The 18388-nt window shown below is 64.0% G+C and carries 14 protein-coding genes and 1 pseudogene; 6 read left to right on the top strand and 9 right to left on the bottom strand.

Going from position 1 to position 18388, the window contains the following annotated elements; all coding sequences use genetic code 11:
• Window positions 1–21: 21 nt before the first annotated feature.
• Window positions 22–2451 carry a TonB-dependent receptor gene (locus GIW02_RS08405; protein WP_236411006.1) on the top strand — a complete coding sequence of 810 codons (2430 nt, stop codon included), beginning with the start codon at window positions 22–24 and terminating at the stop codon, window positions 2449–2451.
• A gap of 154 nt (window positions 2452–2605) precedes the next feature.
• Entirely contained in the window at window positions 2606–3232 is a 627-nt protein-coding gene (gene yfcF, locus GIW02_RS08400) for a glutathione transferase (protein ID WP_236411007.1), read from the top strand.
• Here yfcF and GIW02_RS08395 read toward each other — a convergent pair.
• Window positions 3207–3479, bottom strand: coding sequence for a hypothetical protein (locus GIW02_RS08395; protein ID WP_236411008.1), 273 nt, complete (start codon window positions 3477–3479; stop codon window positions 3207–3209). The genes yfcF and GIW02_RS08395 overlap by 26 nt on opposite strands.
• A 132-nt stretch (window positions 3480–3611) precedes the next feature.
• Between GIW02_RS08395 and GIW02_RS08390 the strand changes: the two genes are divergently transcribed.
• Together GIW02_RS08390 and GIW02_RS08385 are read left to right on the top strand one after the other, a co-directional pair.
• Entirely contained in the window at window positions 3612–4256 is a 645-nt protein-coding gene (locus tag GIW02_RS08390) for an ATPase (RefSeq protein ID WP_236411009.1), read from the top strand.
• A gap of 34 nt (window positions 4257–4290) precedes the next feature.
• A complete protein-coding gene (locus GIW02_RS08385) occupies window positions 4291–4632 on the top strand; it encodes a hypothetical protein (protein WP_236411010.1) in 342 nt (113 codons plus the stop codon).
• Between the two features lie 120 nt (window positions 4633–4752).
• On the opposite strand, the gene GIW02_RS08380 is transcribed toward GIW02_RS08385, so the two are convergent.
• Both GIW02_RS08380 and GIW02_RS08375 read right to left on the bottom strand, forming a co-directional pair.
• Window positions 4753–5499, bottom strand: a complete 747-nt coding sequence (locus GIW02_RS08380) for a creatininase family protein (RefSeq protein ID WP_236411011.1) — start codon at window positions 5497–5499, stop codon at window positions 4753–4755.
• A gap of 30 nt (window positions 5500–5529) precedes the next feature.
• The gene (locus tag GIW02_RS08375; RefSeq protein ID WP_236411012.1) at window positions 5530–6243 is read right to left on the bottom strand and encodes a murein L,D-transpeptidase catalytic domain family protein; all 714 of its coding nucleotides are present in this window, start codon (window positions 6241–6243) and stop codon (window positions 5530–5532) included.
• A 39-nt stretch (window positions 6244–6282) separates the two neighbouring features.
• Here GIW02_RS08375 and GIW02_RS08370 point away from each other — a divergent pair, with 39 nt between their 5' ends.
• Window positions 6283–7887, top strand: coding sequence for a L,D-transpeptidase scaffold domain-containing protein (locus GIW02_RS08370; RefSeq protein WP_236411013.1), 1605 nt, complete (start codon window positions 6283–6285; stop codon window positions 7885–7887).
• Between the two features lie 139 nt (window positions 7888–8026).
• Here GIW02_RS08370 and GIW02_RS08365 read toward each other — a convergent pair.
• From GIW02_RS08365 to GIW02_RS08340, 6 genes and pseudogenes are all read right to left on the bottom strand, one after another.
• Window positions 8027–9532 (bottom strand): annotated as a pseudogene (locus GIW02_RS08365) (ABC transporter ATP-binding protein/permease); the annotation flags it as partial.
• Window positions 9529–12285 carry a M16 family metallopeptidase gene (locus tag GIW02_RS08360; RefSeq protein WP_236421825.1) on the bottom strand — a complete coding sequence of 919 codons (2757 nt, stop codon included), beginning with the start codon at window positions 12283–12285 and terminating at the stop codon, window positions 9529–9531. The pseudogene GIW02_RS08365 and the gene GIW02_RS08360, both read right to left, overlap by 4 nt.
• 45 nt (window positions 12286–12330) lie before the next feature.
• On the bottom strand, window positions 12331–15153 hold the full coding sequence (locus tag GIW02_RS08355; protein ID WP_236411015.1) for a TonB-dependent receptor: 2823 nt from the start codon (window positions 15151–15153) through the stop codon (window positions 12331–12333).
• Window positions 15154–15291: 138 nt separating this feature from the next.
• Window positions 15292–16251 (bottom strand): FecR domain-containing protein, encoded by a 960-nt coding sequence (locus GIW02_RS08350; protein ID WP_236421824.1) that lies wholly within the window; start codon window positions 16249–16251, stop codon window positions 15292–15294.
• Between the two features lie 109 nt (window positions 16252–16360).
• A complete protein-coding gene (locus GIW02_RS08345; RefSeq protein WP_236413207.1) occupies window positions 16361–16864 on the bottom strand; it encodes a sigma-70 family RNA polymerase sigma factor in 504 nt (167 codons plus the stop codon).
• A 122-nt stretch (window positions 16865–16986) separates the two neighbouring features.
• Window positions 16987–17487: an AAA family ATPase gene (locus tag GIW02_RS08340; protein WP_236413217.1), complete on the bottom strand. Its 501-nt coding sequence runs from the start codon at window positions 17485–17487 to the stop codon at window positions 16987–16989.
• Between the two features lie 73 nt (window positions 17488–17560).
• Between GIW02_RS08340 and dapF the strand changes: the two genes are divergently transcribed.
• The gene (gene dapF / locus GIW02_RS08335; protein WP_236413220.1) at window positions 17561–18367 is read left to right on the top strand and encodes a diaminopimelate epimerase; all 807 of its coding nucleotides are present in this window, start codon (window positions 17561–17563) and stop codon (window positions 18365–18367) included.
• Window positions 18368–18388 lie beyond the last annotated feature (21 nt).

Genomic DNA, 18388 nt, shown 5'->3' with positions numbered 1-18388 from the left:
ACTGCGCCGACAGGAATGCCCATGACCTTCATCTCGCACCCCAACCGTCCTTTGAAGGCCTTGAGCCTGGCTGTCGCGCTGGCGGCCATCGCCCCGCTGCACAGCGCTGTGGCCGCTGAGGTCGCGACCAGTACCGCGCGCAGTTACACCATCGCGCCGGGGCCGTTGGGCAATGTGCTGGCGCAGTTCGCTGCGCTGTCGGGCGTGCCGTTGTCGTTCGATTCCACACTGCTCAACGACCAGCAGAGCGCGGGCCTGCAGGGCAGCTATACCGCGCAGTCGGGCTTCCTGCAGTTGTTGCAAGGCAGCGGCTATACCCTGCAGAGCACCGGCGCGAATGGCTACACCGTAGTGCCCCAAGCCACTGGCGACGCCGTGCAACTGAGCGCGACGATGATCAGCGGCGAAGCGAGCGGGGCACAGGCCGACACCTACAGCGGTGGTCAGGTGGCGCGTTCGGCGCGCCTGGGGGTGCTGGGCAATCGCTCGATCAATGACGTGCCGTTCAGCGTGGTCAGCTACACCGCCAAGACCATCGCCGACCAGCAAGCGCGCACCGTCGGTGATGTGCTGCTCAACGATGCGTCGGTGCGTCAGTCCTCGGGGTTCGGCAACTTTTCCCAGGTGTTCACCATTCGTGGCTTGCCGCTGAGCACCGATGACATCGCTTTCAATGGCCTGTACGGCGTGCTGCCCCGGCAGATCATCACCACCGAGGCGCTGGAGCGCGTCGAGCTGTTCAAAGGCCCCAACGCTTTCGTCAATGGCGTGTCGCCCGCTGGCAGCGGCATTGGTGGCAGCGTCAACCTGGTGCCCAAGCGCGCCGAAGACATTGCTACCCGCAGCGTCACTCTCGACACCACCACCGATGGGCAGGCCGGCGGGCACCTCGACCTGGGCCAGCGCTTTGGCGAAGACAACCGCTTTGGCGCACGCGTCAACCTGGCCAGGCATGGTGGCGATACAGCCGTAGAGGATGAATTCAAAAGCTCGCAACTGATCGCCGTGGCCCTGGATTACCGTGGCGAGCGCCTGCGCCTGTCCACCGATTTCGGCTACCAGAAACAGCGCATCAACAACGGTCGCTCGGTGGTCTACCCCAACGGCACCCAAGTGCCCAAGGCGCCGTCGGCCAAGCACAACTACGCCCAGGACTGGAGCTGGTCCGAGCTGGAAGACACCTACGGCATGTTCAACGCCGAATACGACCTGAATGAACACTGGACGGCTTATGTGGGCGGCGGCGCCAAACATACGCGGGAGAACGGGCAGTACTCGTCGCTGTACGTGGGCAACAACGGCGCCGGGCAGATCGGCTTCTTGTATTCGCCCCACGACGAAGACAACAAGAGCGTCATGGGCGGCCTGAACGGGCACTTCGACACCGGGCCGGTGACCCACCAGATGAACCTGGGGGTATCGGGGATCTGGGGCCAGCAGCGTTCGGCGTTTGAGGCGATCCTGCGGGCCAACCGTCAGCCGGGCGACCTGTACAACCCGATCCAGATACCGCGCCCGAACGTGACCTACTTTGGCAGCGATATTCATGACCCGCGCATCGTCGGCAAGAACCGCATCAAGAGCGTGGCGGTGTCCGATACCCTCGGCTTTATCGACGATCGCGTATTGCTGACCGTGGGCGTACGGCGCCAGACCATCGAAGTGGATGCCTGGAACACCACCACCGGCGTGCGCAATGCCAACTATGACGAATCGATCACCACGCCGGTCTATGGCCTGGTGGTCAAGCCGTGGGAACACGTGTCGTTGTATGCCAACCGCATCGAAGGCCTGGCCCAGGGGCCGACGTCACCGTCGACCGGGGTCACCAACCCGAATGTGACGTTTGCGCCCAACCGCAGCAAACAGACCGAAGCCGGGGTCAAGCTCGATTGGGATAGCGTTGGCGCCACGCTGGGTGTGTATCGCATCGAACAGCCCAACAACGCCACCAACCGCAACGCGGATGGCACCAGCACCTTCAGCGTCGACGGCAAGCAGATCAACAAGGGCGTGGAACTCAACGTTTTCGGCGAGCCCGTCGATGGCCTGCGCCTGCTGGCCGGCGCCACCTGGATGCACACCGAGTTGCAGAGCACCTCCAACGGCCTCACCGACGGCAATCGCGCCGCCGGCGTGCCGCGCTTCCAGTACAACCTCGGTGCCGACTGGGATATCCCGGGCATTCAGGGTGCGGCGGTCAATGCACGGCTGCTGCGCACCGGGGGCGAATTCGTTGATGCGGGCAACAGCCTGAGCATCCCGGCCTGGACCCGCGTAGACCTCGGGGCGCGCTACGGCTTCAAGGCCGATGACAACTACATCACCCTGCGTGCCAACGTCGAGAACGTGGCCAACAAGGCCTATTGGGCCTCGGCCTCAACCGCCAACAACTACTTGACCCAGGGCGAGCCGCGCACAGTCAAGCTGTCGGCGACCGTGGACTTCTAAGGGCCGAGCAGGGTGCACTGTAGGCGCGTGCATTCCTGGGCAGTGGCGGGTTTGCCGGGTAGCTATTCCCGTCAGGAATGCCCCCATAAAAACCCTGCATTGTCTTTATCCGCGTACATCTCGTAGCGTACGGGTTCACCCAAGGAGAGCGTCCATGAACCCGTTACGTCTTTACGTTGATTCGTTGTTCACCAGCCCTTACGCCCTGTCGGTGTTCGTTGCCCTGCAGGAAAAAGGCCTGCCCTTCGAGCTGATCACCCTGGACCTGGACGCCGCGCAGAACCACACGGCTGACTTCGCTCGGCTGTCCGTGACCCAGCGTGTGCCGACGTTGGTGGAGGGCGACTTTGCGTTGTCGGAGTCGTCGGCAATCACCGAGTACCTGGAGCAGGTCTACCCCGAAACAGCGGTGTACCCGGCTGATCCAAAACAGCGGGCGAGGGCGCGCCAGGTGCAGGCGTGGCTGCGCAGCGATTTGCTGCCGATTCGCGAGGAGCGTTCGACGCGGGTGGTGTTCTACGGGGAGCAGATGCCGCCGTTGTCGCCGGTGGCCCAAGCGGCTGCGCGCAAGTTGATCAGCGCGGCGCAGGCGTTGCTGGCGGGTAACCCGGACCACCTGTTTGGCCAGTGGTCGATTGCCGACGTAGACCTGGCCGTCATGCTCAACCGCTTGATCCTCAACGGCGACAACGTGCCGGCCGAGCTGGTGGCCTACGCACAACGCCAGTGGCAGCGGCCCTCGGTGCAGGCGTGGGTCAATCAGCCACGTCCGGCGCCGTAGCGTCGGCCGTCATTTGCGCCACACGCCGGTCCAGGTCTTCCCAATCCGCCATGCCCAGTACCCGCGTGGTATTCAAGCCGCGCAGGTAACCGCGCAACTGCTGGGCACTGGCGTTGGCGTGGTCCGCGTCTGCTGCCGTGTCTTGCAGCACGTTTTCATAGTCGGCCAGGTAATCGGCGACCCGTTCACGAAACTCCGGTAGGACGGCTTCGCGAATGCGGTCGAAGGTTTTCTGGTGGGGCTTCATGGCGTGGTCCTTATAGATTTTATGGGTGCACTATCGGTTCAGATAATAGTCACCATCAAGCATTGCAAGTTCTGTTTTTGCAGGGAAAGCGCAAAATCGCCGCCATCGAGACGCTGTTCAAGGAAATGCGCGATGAGGACGTTTATTCAACTGGCTTTGATGGCTTTGATGCTGGGCACCGCTGTGGTGAACAATGCGGCAATCGCCGCTGACTTGCCTACAGGCCATTTGCTACCAATCGCCGGTAGCGTAGACTCCCTGCAACGCACGCAGTCGGTGGGTGTGTTGCTGAGCGACAACACCCGCGACAACCTAAGCTACCTTGAACGCTACCACGACATGGCCTTGAATGGCGCCAAGGATGCCCTCGACGGGCGCATCCGCGAGGCGTTCGTCAACAGCTCCGACCCGGAGCTGGCCATTGATTGGTTGATGAGTTCGCTGCAAGGCACCTTCCTGTCGGTGACCGTCTACGACAGCCTGGATGCCCTGGTGCAGGCGCACCCCGATGTAGTGGTGATGCTCGATACCCATAATCAACTGCTGACCCAGCGTAACGATCAGGTCGAGGCGCGGTTTGTTGCGCGGTTTTATGACGCCAACCTGCAATACATCGCCAAGGCCCAAGGCTCGGTGCGCAAGCAGGTGCCTTCGGTGTGGGTACGTGACAAGGCCGCGCCGGAAATTGCCGCGCAGATCGAGCAGCAGCGGGATGTGCAGCTGGATGCCTTGAAACAGTTTGATGTGTCGCTCAGGGCGCTAGTCCGTGCGGGTTAATTGGATCTTTTATTTTTATAATCAGGATTTTTTCATGCGCTCTTTTTTCGTCCCGGCCACGGCCTTTGCTTCCCTGTTGCTGGCCGGTTGTGTCACCGCCCCGAATGCGCCGAGCTTGACCCTGCAAACCGCGAAGACCCCTGAAGGCTACGTGCAATGCGTGTTGCCCAAGCTGGAAAAGCACGGCATTACCTCGACCGTGACGCAGAACTCGCGCCACGCCAAGGTGCTGTTAACCAGCAAGATTGCCGCCGATGACGTGCTGGAGGCCTACAAGTCCCAGGAGGGCACCAAGGTTTTTCTGTATGAGCGCAAGCCGCTGGCATCGACCCTCACACCGTCGCGGCTGGAGCTGGCGGCGCAAGAGTGCCGTTAACGCATAACCCAATGTGGGAGCGGGCTTGCTCGCGAATGAGGCGTGTCAGTCACTGATACTAGTGACTGAACCACCGCTTTCGCGAGCAAGCCCGCTCCCACATTTCTGTTTTATACAGGGTTAAGGTCTGGCTTCGTTGCTGAAACTGTCGACCACTTTGACCAGCCCTTGAGCCGCCAACGCTACCAACTCACCGCCTTTTTCCACGGTCGCCAGGGCCGGGTCCGAGCCCATGCGCCCGTCGGGGAAGCGTGCGCGGAAGTCCAGGGCTTCGCGGATCGGCCCGGTATTGGCGATTTGCGGCGCGTAGTCGGCAGATTTGATCGACTCGGGGTACGCCCATTGCGTCACCGCAATTTCCGACGGCGTGGCGTGGCTGCCATGGCCCACCGGGAATTGGCGATGGGCCAGGTCGGTGACGCCTTCGAGGTCCCACCAGTTCACCAGTTTCAGCGCAAACCCGGCTGGGCGGCGGGCGAAGCTGGCTTCGGCGTACAGCTCGGAAAACGCTGCTTCAATGGTGGCGATATTGCCGCCGTGGCCGTTGAGGAACAGGATCTTCTCGAAACCATGCCCGGCCAGCGAGCGCACCCAATCGCCAATCGCGGCAATAAAGGTGGAAGGGCGCAACGAAATGGTGCCGGGAAAGCCCAGGTGATGCTGGGCCATGCCGATATTGAAGGTGGGGCCGATGAGGATATCGGCGTTTTTCTGCGCCGCATGGGCGATGATTTCCGGGCACATCCAGTCGGTGCCCAGCAGGCCGGTGGGGCCGTGCTGTTCGTTGGAGCCGATGGGAATCACCACTGTGCGGCTGCGCTCCAGAAACTGGCCGATCTCGATCCAGGTAGACGTGTGTAGAAGCATTCGACGCTCTCTTATCGTTTCAGGGACAGGCTATCCACCCCGGATTGTACGACTACTGGCCACCTGTTGGGGCTTGCAATTGAGCAGCGTCGAGGACTTCAACCAGCGCTGGTCGGGGTACCACGAAAACATGAACTGCCCATCCTTGAGCTTATCCACCACCTGGCGCGCGACCTGCGGGCGTACGGCCGGGCAACCCTGGCTGCGGCCGATACGGCCTTCGCGCTTGCTCCACAAGGGGCTCACGTAATCGGCGGCGTGAATCACGATGGCGCGGTCGCGGGCCTGATCGTTGAAACCTGGCTCCAGGCCGTCCATGCGCAGTGAATAGCCGTGGGTGCCGAGGTAGCTTTCCTGGGTACGGAACAGACCCAGGCTGGATTGGTGGCTGCCCTCCAGGTTGGAGAACTGGGTGGCGAAGTTTTCCCCGGACTTGGCCCCGTGGGCCACCAGGTCACGCAGCACCAGGGTCTTTTTGCGCAGGTCGAAAATCCACAGCCGACGGGCGGTCGAAGGCTGTGAATAGTCAATCACGGCCAGGCGCTCGGAGCGTTCCTCGCCGTTATTGACCGCGCATTGCACCGCGTTGAGGGCGCTTTTCAGAACAGTCGGATTGAGTTCTGGAGCCGAGCGCGCCAGGCTGCTATACAAGGTAGGAGGGTTGCCATTGGCGGCGAGCGCAACATTGCTCAACGCGCTCAGGCTGAGTGTGAGCATCCCGAGCCGGCACATAAAATTCAGCATCTACAGTACATCCCCCCACTGTGGATTGGAGCAAAGCTATTGTTCAAAAAACACGCATGTTACTTGAGCATTTGCCTGCTCGTTGCACCATTGGTCGCGACAGCCCAAGCGCTGCCGGATGACGCATTACCCGTGGCGCCGCCAACGCTGGTGAACACCGCCCCGGTGCAACAGGCCCTCGCGCAGTTGCTCAGCGTCTGCCCCAGCCTGGCGCCGCAGATTGACGCCGCGGCGCAGGCGCGCCTGCAAGCGTTCTACCAACAGCAGGGTGACGTGCCGCTGTGGTCGGGCGATGAGCGTCGGCAGGCCTTGCACACGCAGTTGCTGCTGCTTGCCGACGATGGCCTGGACCCCACCCACTATAGCCTGCCTGCGCCAGACGCCACGGCCAACGTGCTGTGCAGCGACATCGACAGCAGCCGGCAATACCTGCAAGCGCTGCAGGATCTGCATTATGGGCGCCTGCAACAGTCGCGCTTCGAGCCGTTGTGGCATTCCCAGCCACCGGCCCACGACCCCGACACCGAGGTGCTGGCCTTTGCTGCTACCGGCCTGCAAGACATGGCGCAGGCGTTCGACCAGGCGCGGCCCAGCGCCGACCTTTACCGCAGCCTGCGCAACGCCTATGCCAGCGTGCGCCAGCAACCGTTGCCACACTGGGACCCGATTGCCGGCGGCCCCCTGTTGCGCCCCGGCATGGACGACCCACGCGTGCCGGAACTGGCGCGACGCCTGCACAGCGGTGGCTACCTGGCCAACGCGCCCAAGGGCGACGGCCAGCAATACCGCGCCGAGCTGGTCACGGCGGTCAAGGCCTTCCAGCTCAGCCACTCGTTGCAGTCGGACGGGGTGATTGGCGCTGGCACGGTGACCGAACTGAATATCAGCCCGGCGATTCGCCGCGAGCAACTGCGCATCAACCTCGAACGCTTTCGCTGGCTGGCCCAGGACCTGGAGCCCGAAGGGGTCGTGGTGAACGTCGCCGCCGCGCAGCTGAGCGTCTATCAGAGTGGCATCCCGGTGTGGCAAACCCGCCTGCAAGTCGGCCGCGCCGAGCGCCAGACGCCGTTGCTCAAGTCACGCATCACGCGGCTGACCCTCAACCCGACCTGGACCATCCCGCCGACCATCATGCGTGAGGACAAACTGCCGGCCATCCGCCTCAACCCCGAATACCTGCGCCAGCAGAACCTCCAGGTGCTTGACGCCGAAGGCCACCCGCTGGCGCCCGAGCAGATAGACTGGGTACGCCCCGGCAATATCCTGCTGCGCCAGGAGGCCGGCCCGCGCAACCCGTTGGGCAAAATCGTGATGCGCTTTCCCAACCCCTATTCGGTGTACCTGCACGACACCCCCAGCCAGCCGCTGTTCACCAAAGGCCCGCGCGCGTTCAGCTCCGGCTGTGTGCGGGTCGAGCAGCCGTTGCTGCTGCGCGACCTGCTGGTAACCCCCGCCGAGCGCGCGCGTACCGATGAACTGCTGGCCACCGGCGTGACCCATGAATTCAGGCTGGCCACCCCGGTGCCGGTGCTATTGGGCTACTGGACAGTGGAAGTGGATCGCCAGGGAGGCTTGGTGTATGCGCCGGATATTTATGCACGGGACCTGGTGTTGATGAAGGCGATGGGCTCCCAGGCTCTGTAACAGGCGACCAGGTGCGGTCAAACAACCCTGCCAGGGTCGCCTGATGGCTGATGCCGATCACCGTGCAGTGCGGCAGTTGCTCGCGCAGCAGTACCAGTAGCGCCTGTGCGCTGGCCTCGTCGAGCTGGTTGGTCGCTTCATCCAGATACAAGGTGTCGGGCGCAAACAGCAGCGCCCGCGCCAGGCCGATACGCTGTTGTTCGCCGCCGGACAATTCACGCGCCCATTCGGTTTGCTCATCCAGGCGTGGCGCCAGGCCGGGAAGACCGACCTGCTGCAACACGGCTTTCAAGCGCACCGCGCTGGGGACCTCAACGTCCGGATACGCCAGCAGGTTGCGCAATGGCATGCTCGGCAGATACGGTTTCTGCGGCAGTAACAGGCTGCGCCCCGGCGGTAATTGCCAGCCGCCCCGGCAATACGGCCAGATACCTTGCAAGGTGCGCAGCAGGGTCGATTTGCCAATGCCGCTGCGCCCGGCCACCAACAGCCATTCGCCCTTGGCCACCTGCAGCGACACATCCGCCAGCAACACGCCGGCGTCGGGGCGCAGTACATCCAGACCACTGACGCACAGGCAATCGCCGACCACCGGGGCCTTGGCCTGGCAGCGGCTCGCCGCAATCGCCTGCTCAAATTGCCCCAGCCGCTCCACCGCCGAACTCCAGCGCATCAACTTGGGGTACAGCTTGATAAACCAACTGAGGGAACCTTGCACCGCGCTGAACGCGCTGCGGATCTGCATCAGCCCGCCCAGGGTGATGGTTTTGGCCAGAAACGCGGGGAGGGCGGCAAACACCGGAATAATCAGGCTTAACCGCTCATAACTGACAACAAACAGGCTGAGGTTGCGCTCGCGCCCCATCAACTGGCGCCAATTGCGCGCAATCGCCCCGAAGCGTTCGGCCAGGTGCTGGCGCTCCACCGCTTCGCCACGGTACAGGGCGATCTGCTCGGCGTGCTCGCGCTTGCGCAACAGGCTGGCGCGAAAGTCCGCCTCGTAGTGCTGGCTGTCCACGTTCAACCGGTGCAACGGGCGGCCAACCCAATGGGTGATCAGGCTGCCGGCCAGGGTATACAGCAGCACAATCCACACCAGGTAACCCGACACGGTGATGCTGTAGTCGCCGAGGTTAAAGGTCTGCACCCCGGACAGTTGCCACAGGATGCTCATGAACGCGCCGACCTGGGCCATGTTGACAATGAACGACGCCACCAGCTCTACGCTCAAGGTGGCGACGATGTCCACGTCTTCGCTGATGCGCTGATCGGGGTTGTCCGGTTCGCCGTTCAACCCCAGGCGGTAGAAGGCCTGGTCAGCCAGCCAGGCGTGGGTGAAATGCTCGGTCATGGCCTGGCGCCAACGCAGCACCAGGGCTTTGCGTACCCAGTCCAGCGCCACCACGATTACCACGTAGGCACTCAGGTAGATCACGTAGCGGCCCATCAGCGCGTACAAGGCTGGGGTGTCGAACGCGCTCAGGGTGTCGTAGAAGGACTTGCTCCAGGCATTGATCAACACGTTGATCTGCACCAACAGCAGGCCCATGCCGATGATGCCGACGAGCATCAGCCAGCCCAGCCACTGGGAACGCTGGCGCCAGAACGGCGCCGCGAGGCGGTAGAACGTGCGCAGGCTGTTCACGGTGCGTCCACCTTGGGCAATACGCGCAGCAGCACTTGGTTGGCGGGCGGGAACAGCTGGCTCGCCAAGGGCTTGAGCGCTTCAAGGCGCAGGCCGGCCGGCAACGTGGCCTGCCGGCTCAGGTAGCGCGGGTCGTGCCATTGACGCTCGCTGAGCAGCAGGCGGCGCCACTGGGTCTCGGGGTCGAGCAGGCGCTTTCGCTCCTGGCGACGCAGTTCGGCGCGCTCGCTGGCGACCCAGGGCACATCCACCGAGCCGCCCAACTGCGCCAGGGTTTGCTCGGCCAGGGCCCACAGCTCCTCGGCTCGCTGCGGGTCGCAGGTAAAGCTCAGCTGGCTTTCGATACGCTGGGTGTCGGGGTTCAGCGTGCTGTCGAAGCGCAGGCGATAGATGCCGGAGGCTTCGCCGCGCAGGCGTTGCTTGAGCTGTTGGTTGGCCAACTCACGCAGCGCGGCGACGCGCGCGGCAGCCTCGGGCGACCAGGGGTGTTCGCTGAAGCTGCTGGCTTCCAGCACCACGCGCGGTTCCAGGGCGACGGCCAGGTCGGTGCGGCGTTGACCGGGCACTTGCAGGGCAGGGCGGGTGGCGTGCGCGGTGCCGCGCGGAATATTTGCCAACTGCTCGCGCACGAGGTTTTCCAGTTGCGCGGGATCGACGTCGGCCATCAGGTAGTAAGTGACCGGCGCCTGTACCAACTGCTGCCAGTCCTCGCTCAGCGTGGTCGATTGCAACTGCTCCAGGGCGTCTTGATCGGGACTTTGCCAGGTGTCGGCGCCGTAGCGCAGCTCACGGCGGGCGATGGCGATTGCGTCGGGGCGAGTGCTGACGCGCGTGAGCAAATCGTCGCGGGCGGCGTTGAACAGCGCTTCATCGATCACTGCACCGACCTGGCTCTGGCGGTAGCTTTGCAACAACGACGTCAAGGCGTTGAGCGACGGCTGGCTGCTCGCGCTCAACTGCAAGCGCGTGGCGCTGTGCTCAAGGCTCAGGGTCGCCTTGTGCTGCTTGCGCCAAGCCTCCAACCCGTCGGGGCCACTGGCGCTGCCCAGTTGCGCGGCCATTTGCAGGCGCCAGGCGGGCACGTCACTGCGATTGAACCCGGCGGCGGATTCCGCCTGCAGGCGCCATTGGCCTTTTTCGCCGTTGCGGCGCAGCCAGACCAGGCGGTCGCCGTTGCCCAATTGCCAGTGTTCAACGTGCTCCGCCGTGAACGTGCGTTTGCCGGTCAGCGTGCCCGGTTGCCCGCTGGGCGGTGGTGTGAAGGTCACGCTCGGCGGCGCCACCGGCACGGCAACCTGGGGCGCGCTCAATGAGATCTGGGCGATGCTCGCGCGCAGTTCTTGCACCTCGTCCACCGTGGGCAGGCGCACGACGCTGCTGCCCGGTGCGGTCAGTTGGAGTACCTGGTCGGGGCTGTCCAGCCAGGCGCGCAGTCGCGCGTTGACGACGCTGAGGTCGACGGTGTCGAGGGCTTGCAGGGTCAGTCGGGCGATCTGATGCGGCGCCACGACGATACGGTTCTGCACGGCGGCGTCGTTGAGCGTGGTTACCCATTGCTCGAAGGTACGCGACTCATCCTTGGCCAGCATGTTGTTCGCCAGTTGGCGGATCTTCGCCTGTTCAACCTTCAGGTCCTGTGCGCTGAGGCCGTGCTGGCGCAAGCGTTCAAGCTCGGTCAACAGTTGCTTCAAGGCGGCGTCATGGTGAGCGCCTTCCACGCCGGCGGCGACGCCCAGCACGCTGGAGTAGTCGCCGATCTGGGTCTTTTGTGCGGTCAGGCTGCGCACCCCGGGTTGCAGGGGTTGGCGGCGCAGTTGGGCGAGCATGGCCGACAGCGTCATGCGGTCGATCAGGCGTTCGCGGGTGGCACTGGCGGTGAAGCCACGGCTGTCCGGCTCGTGCATGCGAAACAGCAGCGACACTTGGTTGCTGCCGGTTTGCGGGTCTTGCAGGCGGAAGATTTTCAGCTGGTTGTCCAACGGCAATTCGCGATGCTCACGCGCGGGCAGCGTACGTGCGGCGGGGGTGCCAAACGCCTGCTGAATCTGTTGCGCCAACTGCTGCGGGTCAAAATCGCCGGTTACCGACAGCAGCATGTTGTTGGGCACGTACCAGCGCTGTTGAAAGCGCTGCAGGGCGCCCAGCGACGCCGTGCGGATCGCCGCCTCGTTGCCGATGGTGCGGTGCTGCGGGTAGCGCGAGCCGACGCGCTGCGAGGCCGCGCGTTGGTCATTCATGCGCTGCGCCACGCCGAGGCCGCCGCGCCATTCTTCGATCACAATCGGGCGCTCGCGCTCAAGGTCGGTGGCGTTGTAGTCGCCGGCGAACACCAGCTGCGCCAGCATCGAAAGCGCGACCGGCGTTTGCGTGCTGCCGGCCAGCGGGCTGAGCAGGTATTGGGTGCGATCGTAGCTGGTGACCGCATTGAAATTGCGCCCCTGCACCCACCCCAATGCACTCATTTGCGCGCGCAGATCGGTGGCTTGCCCGGCACGGCTGCGGAAGGTCAGGTGTTCGAGCATGTGTGCTACGCCGACCTGGTCGTCGTCTTCATCGACGGAGCCGGCGCGCACGGTCAGGCGCAGGTCCAGGCGGCCGGCCTGGCTGCTGTCACGCACCAGACGGTATTCCAGACCATTGGCCAGTTTGCCGCGCACCACCTGCGGCGCCCACGGCAGCGGCGCCTCGGTGACGGGGGCCGCGCAGGCGCACAGCAGCAGCGGGCCGAGCAGGCCTGCAAGTATCTTGTTCATAGGGGTTCCAGGCTAATCAGGAAAAAGGCGGTTCAGGTCTCGGGCCTAGAAGCGGTAACCGACTTCCAGCCAGTATTGGCGGCCGACTTCGTAGCTGACGACCGAGCTGTTTTTGCCGACGATTTCGTTGACGTGGTCGGTCACGTTGGTGATATCCACGGCGGCGAACAGCGCCTGGTCCTTACCGGTGGGGATCTCCCAACTGACGCGCATGTCCCAGGTAGGCGCGGCCTTGACCTGGGCGGCGTCATACACCTCCAGGGTCTCGTCACCGATGACGGTGGTGGCGTCGGTCTTGATGATCTGTTCGTAGGCGCCGCGATAACGCAAAAAGTTGCTCACGGTGAGGTTCCACTGCGGAATCTCGGTAATCGTGGTCAGGCGCGCTGTCCATGGGCGGTTGAAGTCGCCGGCGGGCAGTTCGCTGTAGGCCATGCGCTTGCCGTCGTAGATCACGTCGTCGTCGGCGAATTCACCGGCGTCGACGCCTGAATCGTAGGTGCCGTAGGCGTCTTTGGTCTGTGACCAGTCAAACGCCGCCTGGACGCTGGTGCGCGTGCCTTGCCACTTGAATTCGTGCTTGGGCGTGATGGTCAGGCTGATGTTGTCGCTCTCGCTGGAGGCCGCGTTGGTGTAGGTGTAATAGATGGTGTCGTAACCGGCGGCGGCGCCGGTGCCCAGCACGCGGTTGGAGGCGCGCACGATCTGGTCCTTGCCTTCGCGGTGCACGTACTTGAGGCGAAAGTCGGTGTCGAGCCAGACCTGGTCAAGGCCCAGGGTCCATTCGTCATCGTAGGGCACGTTGAGGTCGGAAAATTTGTTCAGGTTCTTGCCCTGAATGGAGGTCCAGGCACCGCCCTGGGTGGTGCGGGTGTAGCGGGTGTTGAAGGCCTGGCGCCCGTCGGCGAGGCGATACTTGAACAGGTTGCGCCCGTAGTAACGGTTGGCGCCGAAGACCAGCACGGTGCTGCGGTCGCCGAAGAAGTCGTAGTCGCCAGCAAAGCGTGGCGCGAGGTTTTTGTCTTCCATGTAATCGTCGCCTTCAAAGCGCAGGCCGGGGCGCAGGCCGAGCTTGCCGATCTGAATGGCGTCTTGCAGGTGGAATGCGTACTTGGTTTCGGTCAGGTCCAGCTTGCCGGCGCCGTACACGTTGATGGTGTTGGCCCATTGGCGCGTGTTGCCGTTGAGCAGCAGGCCGATGGAGCAGAGGTTATCGTTGTTGATGCAGGTGGCGCCGTTGTCGCGCCGACCGACGAGCGCGCTGGTGGCCGCGCTGTTGCGTTCCCAGGTGGCTTCGTTGCGGGTCAGTTCCATGCCGCCAGTGAATTGATGCTCGGCACCGCCCCAGTTGAACGCCTGCCAATCGGCCTTGAGCTTGTAGTCGATGCCGCGTTGGGTCTGGTCCAGGTCGCCATAGGCGCCTTCGCCACTGCGCGAGGTGTTGGAGAGCGGGATGCCCCAGTTTTTTACGCTGGAGTAGTACCAGCCGATCATGTCGGTGGACTCCGACTTGCGCGAGCTGTTGAGATCGGTCAACGCCACGGTGTGGGTCCAGCGCGCCGAATCGCCTTCCCACACCGCCTTGAGCGAACCCTGCCAGCCACCGTTGATATTGGTGAAGCCGGAGTTCACGTAGTTCTCGCGAAAATAGGTGTTTTCCTGCGGGGCCTTGATGAACGAGGCGTCCAGGCTCAGGCGGTCGTTGACGTTCCAGTAGGTCTTGAGCATGTAGTTGTCGAGCTGGCGCGTCTGGTCTTTTTCGTTGTCGCCCGTGGCGCTGGTGTAGCCGTTGGCGTAGCGGTTCAACGGGATCACCGAGCGCTTTTGCGAGAAGCTCAGAATGGCGCCAAAGTCGTCGGTGAGGTGGCCTTCGAGCATGCCGCGCATCGTGGTTTTCTTGAAGTCGGGCTGGTACTGCTCGTTGGACGCGTTGTCGAATGCCTCCTGGTCTTCGGCGGTGATGTGGTATTTGGTCCACGCCGAACGGGTCATGGAATAGGAGAACTTGCCATGCAGGTCCTGGCTCGGGCGACGGGTGATCGCATCGACCACGCCGCCGTTGAAGCCACCGTATTCGGCAGGCACGTTACTGTCGTAGACCTTCACTTCCTGCAGCAGGTCGGCGTCCAGGGCGATGCCGTGGGAGCGGCTCGGCGCTGCGTCGAACTGGCGGGTTTCGCTGTAGCCGTGGGCGCCGGGGTCGATGTCGTTGTTGATCGACATGCCGTCGATCATGAAGTTGTTCTGGTAGAACTTGGCGCCGTTGATGCTGATGTCGGCCGGGTCGATTTCGCCGGGAGTATTTGAGCTTTTCTGCGCGCTGCTGAACTGCACGGCGGGGTGCATCTGCAGCAGGGTGGTGATGTCGCCGTTGGCGCCGGGGAAGGCCTGGATCGCGCGTTGATCGATCACGGTGGCGCCCTGGAACGAGTTCTCTTCGGTGAAACCCAACACGATGGTGTTGTCGAGCGTCAGCGGGCCGGCGTCGGCGCTGGGCAAGCGATGGAATACCAGTGCGCCCTCCTGATACGCCCAGCCGATGCCGGTGCCTTGCAGCAGGTAGGCGAGGGCGGCGTCGTTGCTCATGGCGCCGATCACACCGGGTGAATTCACGCCTTTGAGCAGTTGCGGGTCGACTGTCACCTGCTGGCCGCTTTGTTGGCCAAAGGCGATCAACGCGCCCGCCAGTGGCTGGGCCGGGATGCTGAAACCGTGGGCCGCGCTGTCGGCAGTCTGTGCCTGCGCGAGGGCCTGGGGCACTGCGCCGAACGCGCAGCAAAGGCCCAGTAAGCCGGCCCCGGCGCTGTTTTTCAGGCGCAGCGTCCACGGGCCGCGCTGCCCAGGCAAGCGGTGAAGGGTGTGTTTCATGCAAAGGTCCCCGCGCCGGCTTAACACCGGCCAGTCAATGAATACGAATACATCTCAATTGCTGCGCGCGGGACAGAAGACGGGACAGCGCGGGGGATTTTCAGAAAAAACATCAACTATTTTCAAACGGCTGCCAATTTACCGGGTCAGCACCAGCAGCCACGGGCCGTAGGCGCGGACTTTGGCCCCATACGGTTGCAATACGGCGTGCAGCGCTGCCTGGGGTTTGCGCAGGTCGTACACACCGGTGACCCGCTGCGCGCCGAGCTGTGCATCGCGCAATACGATCAGGCCCGGGGTGTAGCGGCGCAGCTGCTCCAGTACTTCGCTGATCGGCAGGTCATCGGCAATCAACTGGCCCTGGCGCCATGGGGCGGCCTGGCTGGGGGTAAAGCGGCTGAGTTCGGCACGGCCGCCCAGATAGCTGAGGCGTTGCCCCGGCACCAGGCTGGCGAGGGCGCGATGGCTGGGCAGCGCATCGACATTCACCGAACCCTGTTGCACGGCGACGCTTGGGTGATTGGGTGTGGCATCCACGTTGAAAGCCGTGCCGGTGACGGTCACGCGCAATGCCTTGGTCACCACGTGAAAGGGCTTGCTCTTGTCCGGTATCACCTTGAAAAACGCCTGGCCGCTCAGCAGCCGCACGTCGCGGTGGTTGCCGGCGATGTCCACGGCAATGGCCGAGTGGCTGTCGAGTTGCACCACACTGCCGTCACTGAGGGTGATGTCGAGGGTTTCACCGGCGCCGGTGCGGTAATCGGCTTGCCAGCGCAGCAGCAGGCTGGGCGCCAGGGCCACCACCAGGCACGCCGCAACAGCGGCGGCGAGCCAACGCCGGGTGCGACGAGGGCGGGCGGCAGGGCGCGGCATCGGTGCGGCCGGTTGCGGCCAGTGTGCGGCGGTGGCTGGCGTCATTTGCCCGGTCAGTTGCCACACGCGTTCGGCCTTGCGGTAGGCCTTGGCGTTGGCCTCGTCGGCGCCACACCAGTGGGCCAACTGCGCACGCAGGTCCGCGTCCAGCGGCGCCTGTTGCACACGCATCAGCCAGTCCAGGGCCTGATCGCGGCGGGTGTTGGCGCAATCCTCGGTGGGCATGACGGGAGCATCTCCGCAGGCAAAAAACGGCGGGCAGGATCCCATGGATTCGCCCTTCTCTGCAAAAGACGCACTGGCGTTGGGTTTTTTCAGAAAAGAGCCAGCTTGATCAGTCATCATCCGGCTCCAGGCAATCCATGCAATGGCGCAGCGCATCATGCACCAGCTGATGCACCAGTGCCGTCGACACCCCCAGCTCGGCGGCCACCTGTTGCAAGGTGAAACCGCCCAGGCGATGCAGTTCAAACGCACGCTGTGTGCGCTCGGGCAATTGCGCCATGGCGCGCGAGATGGCTTGCAGCTCGTTCTGGCTGCTGACTTCACGCTCGGGGGAGGCACTGCTCGACGGCAACTCGTTGAGCAGTTCATCACCGCCCGGCTGCACGCGTTCGGTGGCGGTGCGGCGGGTGAGGTCGAGGGCAAGGTTGCGCACGATACGGTACAGGTAGCTCGCCGGGTGGCGGATATCGGTGTGCTCGGACTGGCCGCTGAAACGCAGCCAGGCGTCCTGCACCACGTCCTCGGCGCGGGCGCGACAGCCGACGATGGGCGCGGCATAGTCCAGCAGCGCGGCCCGGTGAGTCAGGTAAAGCTGGAGTTTTTCATCCGCCAAGAGAGTCAGCTGCCTGCGCGCGACTGTGCCACCTGGCACAGACTGGGAGAGTGGGAGGGCGCGGAGTTTAGCTGTAGTTGATAATGGTTATCAACAAAGGCGTTGAGTTTCTGCCCAACCGCTCAGCGGAGGACGTGTTGCAGCAACGTTGCCACCGCCTCGGCGACCGAGAGCCGTGCGGTATCGACGCTCACGGGTGTGTCGTCCCAGGGCTCGTATTCATGGCGCTGTACCGCTTGCCAGGTCGGTGGCGTCAGCCCGGGAATATCGCCGCAGCGGCTGTCGACACGGCGTTGGTGTTCCGATAAATCAGAGCACACCACTTCGACATTCAGCAGCGCCACCCCCGCCGTGGCGGCCGTTGCTTGCCAGGCCGCGCGGCTCTCCTGCACCGGGTTCACGCAGTCGGCGACGACCCTGAGGCCCTGGCGCAGATTGCTCAGTGCCAGGGCATTCGCCACCGCGTAGCCGCTGGCGCCGACATCAGCGGCCAACACCCCGGCAGCGCGAATGGCTTGTTCGATCACGTCGATACGCAGGTAGACCGCGCCTGCCTGGCGTGCCACTTCACGGGCAAGGGTGGTCTTGCCGGTGCCGGGCAATCCGCTGAAGACGATTAGCATGGGGGGCGCTCGTTAAGATTGAGTGGGTTCAGGGTATCCTCCACCTCCCTACAGGTCGACCCAAGGACACCCCATGACCTTGCAGTTTGTAAAAATGCACGCCCATGGCGACGACTTCGTCATCATTGACCGCCGTGGCCTGGACGACCCGATCACCCCGGCCATCGCGCAGCGCCTGGGCAACCGCCGGACCGGTATCGGCTTCAACCAATTGGCGGTGATCCTCGACTGTGAAGACGCCGCCGCGCGCATCAAGTTCTGGAACCCCAATGGCACACCGCTGCAGACCTGCGGCAGCGCTACCCGTGGCGTGGCCGACCGGCTGATGCATGAAACCGGCGTTGACTCGATCCTGCTGCGCACCGATCGCGGCGTGTTGACCTGCGTGCGTGAGGCGGGGCGGCGGGTGTCGGTGAACATGGGCGAGCCGTCACTGGACTGGGCGCAGGTGCCGCTGGCCCACGCCATGGACACGTGCACACTGCCCATCGACGGCAGCCCGGCGGCGTGCAGCATGGGCAACCCGCATTGCACGTTTTTTGTGCACGACATCGACGCCATCAATGTCGCCGCCAGGGGAGCTGCGCTGGAACATCACCCGCTGTTCCCGGCCAGTACCAATGTGCACTTTGTGCAGGTGCTGGACCGCGGGCATATCCGCCTGCGCATCTGGGAGCGCGGCGGCGGTGTGCCGCTGGGGTCGGGGTCGTGCTGCTGCGCGGCGGTGGTCAATGGCATCCGGCGTGGGTTGCTGGATGCCACGGTGCAGGTGCAGTGCGACGGTGGCACGGTCAGCGTGCACTGGGCGGGTGAGGGCGGCGTGGTGCTGACCGGGAGCGTCACGCCGGTGATGCAGGGCAGCGTTGGCCGCCTCGATTGAGTCGGCTGCCGCCGCCCGGCG

Origin of the sequence: Pseudomonas syringae (assembly GCF_021606685.1) — a bacterium.
GTDB lineage: Bacteria > Pseudomonadota > Gammaproteobacteria > Pseudomonadales > Pseudomonadaceae > Aquipseudomonas > Aquipseudomonas syringae_R.
Note: the sequence above shows the minus strand (reverse complement) of the source record. Positions and strands in the feature narration are given on the sequence as shown.